This is a genomic window from Brevundimonas nasdae (assembly GCF_016654005.1).
GTDB classification, from domain to species: domain Bacteria; phylum Pseudomonadota; class Alphaproteobacteria; order Caulobacterales; family Caulobacteraceae; genus Brevundimonas; species Brevundimonas nasdae.
The window spans coordinates 1-2755 of record NZ_JAEPWN010000023.1; the positions used below are offsets into that span (position 1 = coordinate 1).

The 2755-nt window shown below is 53.9% G+C and carries 1 tRNA gene and 2 rRNA genes; all 3 read left to right on the forward strand.

Features of this window, described 5'->3' with window-relative positions:
- Positions 1 to 2394, forward strand: a 23S ribosomal RNA gene (locus JKF87_RS18080); the annotation flags it as partial.
- A gap of 89 nt (positions 2395 to 2483) precedes the next feature.
- A 5S ribosomal RNA gene (gene rrf, locus JKF87_RS18085) occupies positions 2484 to 2598 on the forward strand.
- A gap of 79 nt (positions 2599 to 2677) precedes the next feature.
- Positions 2678 to 2754, forward strand: a tRNA-Met gene (locus tag JKF87_RS18090).
- Position 2755 lies beyond the last annotated feature (1 nt).

Consider the following 2755-nt stretch of genomic DNA (forward strand, 5'->3'; position numbering starts at 1 on the left):
AGCAAGAGACTCGAGTAGGGCGGGACACGTGAAATCCTGTCTGAACATGGGGGGACCACCCTCCAAGCCTAAGTACTCCTCTACGACCGATAGTGAACAAGTACCGTGAGGGAAAGGTGAAAAGCACCCCGACAAGGGGAGTGAAACAGATCCTGAAATCGGAAGCCTACAAGCAGTCGGAGCCGCCAAGCGCGGTGACGGCGTACCTTTTGTATAATGGGTCAGCGACTTCATGTGTCGAGCAAGCTTAAGCCGTTAGGTGTAGGCGCAGCGAAAGCGAGTCTGAATAGGGCGCTAAGTTCGACGTATGACGACCCGAAACCAGGTGATCTATCCATGAGCAGGTTGAAGGTTAGGTAACACTAACTGGAGGACCGAACCCGTGAATGTTGAAAAATTCTGGGATGACTTGTGGATAGGGGTGAAAGGCCAATCAAACCTGGACATAGCTGGTTCTCCGCGAAATCTATTTAGGTAGAGCGTCCGACGAATTCCTTGGGGGGTAGAGCACTGGATGGTTGCGGGCTGCGCGAGCGGTACCAATACTAACCAAACTCCGAATACCCAAGAGAACTATCGGGCAGACACACGGCGGGTGCTAACGTCCGTCGTGAAAAGGGAAACAACCCTAACCATCATCTAAGGCCCCCAAGTCACGGCTAAGTGGGAAACGATGTGGGATTGCTTTGACAATCAGGAGGTTGGCTTAGAAGCAGCCATCCTTTAAAGAAAGCGTAACAGCTCACTGATCAAGCGATCCTGCGCGGAAAATGTAACGGGGCTCAAGCCGTGCGCCGAAGATATGGGTTTGCAGTTTACTGCAAGCGGTAGCGGAGCGTTCCGTAAGCCGGTGAAGGTCAGGCGTGAGCCTGGCTGGAGGTATCGGAAGTGAGAATGCTGACATGAGTAACGATAAGAGTGTGAGAGACACTCTCGCCGAAAGACCAAGGGTTCCTGCGTAAAGCTAATCTGCGCAGGGTTAGTCGGCCCCTAAGGCGAGGCTGAAAAGCGTAGTCGATGGGAAGCAGGTAAATATTCCTGCACCAGCTGGAAGTGACGGATGGCTTAACTCGTACCCACTTATTGGATTGTGTGTGCGGGGGCGTTGTCCCAGGAAATAACTCCAGCAGAGACCGTACCCGAAACCGACACAGGTGGTCAGGTAGAGCATACCAAGGCGTTTGAGAGAACTGTGCTGAAGGAACTCGGCAAATTGCACGCGTAACTTCGGAATAAGCGTGACTCACCTTGCGCAAGCAGGAATGAGTGGCACAAGCCAGGGGGTAGCGACTGTTTAGCAAAAACACAGGGCTCTGCGAAGCAGCAATGCGACGTATAGGGTCTGACGCCTGCCCGGTGCCTGAAGGTTAAAGGGAGGAGTGAAAGCTCCGAACTGAAGCCCAGGTAAACGGCGGCCGTAACTATAACGGTCCTAAGGTAGCGAAATTCCTTGTCGGGTAAGTTCCGACCTGCACGAATGGCGTAACGACTTCCCCACTGTCTCCAGCACAGGCTCAGTGAAATTGAATTCCCCGTGAAGATGCGGGGTTCCCGCGGTCAGACGGAAAGACCCTATGAACCTTTACTATAGCTTCGCCTTGGCGTTAGCGACCGTATGTGTAGGATAGGTGGGAGACTATGAAACCGGGGCGCCAGCTCTGGTGGAGTCGTCCTTGAAATACCACCCTTACTGTCGTTGACGTCTAACCGAGGGCCGTTATCCGGTCCCGGGACATGGCGTGGTGGGTAGTTTGACTGGGGCGGTCGCCTCCCAAAGTGTAACGGAGGCGCGCGATGGTGAGCTCAGAGCGGTCGGAAATCGCTCGTCGAGTGCAATGGCATAAGCTCGCCTGACTGCGAGACTGACAAGTCGAGCAGAGACGAAAGTCGGCCATAGTGATCCGGTGGTCCCGAGTGGAAGGGCCATCGCTCAACGGATAAAAGGTACTCTAGGGATAACAGGCTGATTTTGCCCAAGAGTCCATATCGACGGCAAAGTTTGGCACCTCGATGTCGGCTCATCACATCCTGGGGCTGGAGCAGGTCCCAAGGGTATGGCTGTTCGCCATTTAAAGTGGTACGTGAGCTGGGTTCAGAACGTCGTGAGACAGTTTGGTCCCTATCTGCCGTGGGTGTTCGAAGCTTGAGAGGATCTGTCCCTAGTACGAGAGGACCGGGATGGACATACCTCTGGTGTACCTGTCATGGCGCCAGCTGTGCAGCAGGGTAGCTAAGTATGGAATAGATAACCGCTGAAAGCATCTAAGCGGGAAACTAACCTCAAAACAAGGCTTCGCTGAGGATCGTGGAAGACTACCACGTTGATAGGCCAGGTGTGGAAGTGGGGCGACCCATGAAGCTTACTGGTACTAATAATCCGATCGGTTTGATCGTTTCTCAGCAAAACTCATTCGATGATCATCCTTGACCAGATGATCGTCACGACAATGTCTTCTTCGCAATCCTTCTGTCCGCCTCGTTGACCTGGTGGCTATGTCGGAGGTTCCCCACCCGATCCCATTCCGAACTCGGTCGTTAAGCCCTCCAGAGCCAATGGTACTTCGTCTTAAGGCGCGGGAGAGTAGGTCGCCGCCGGGTCTACCAGGCGGACAGAATGATTGCGCAGCCCATAAAGGCTCTTCTCGAACCGTTCTTCCTTAACGACACTACCGTTTGCCGCGGGATGGAGCAGCCCGGTAGCTCGTCAGGCTCATAACCTGAAGGTCGTAGGTTCAAATCCTACTCCCGCACCCAA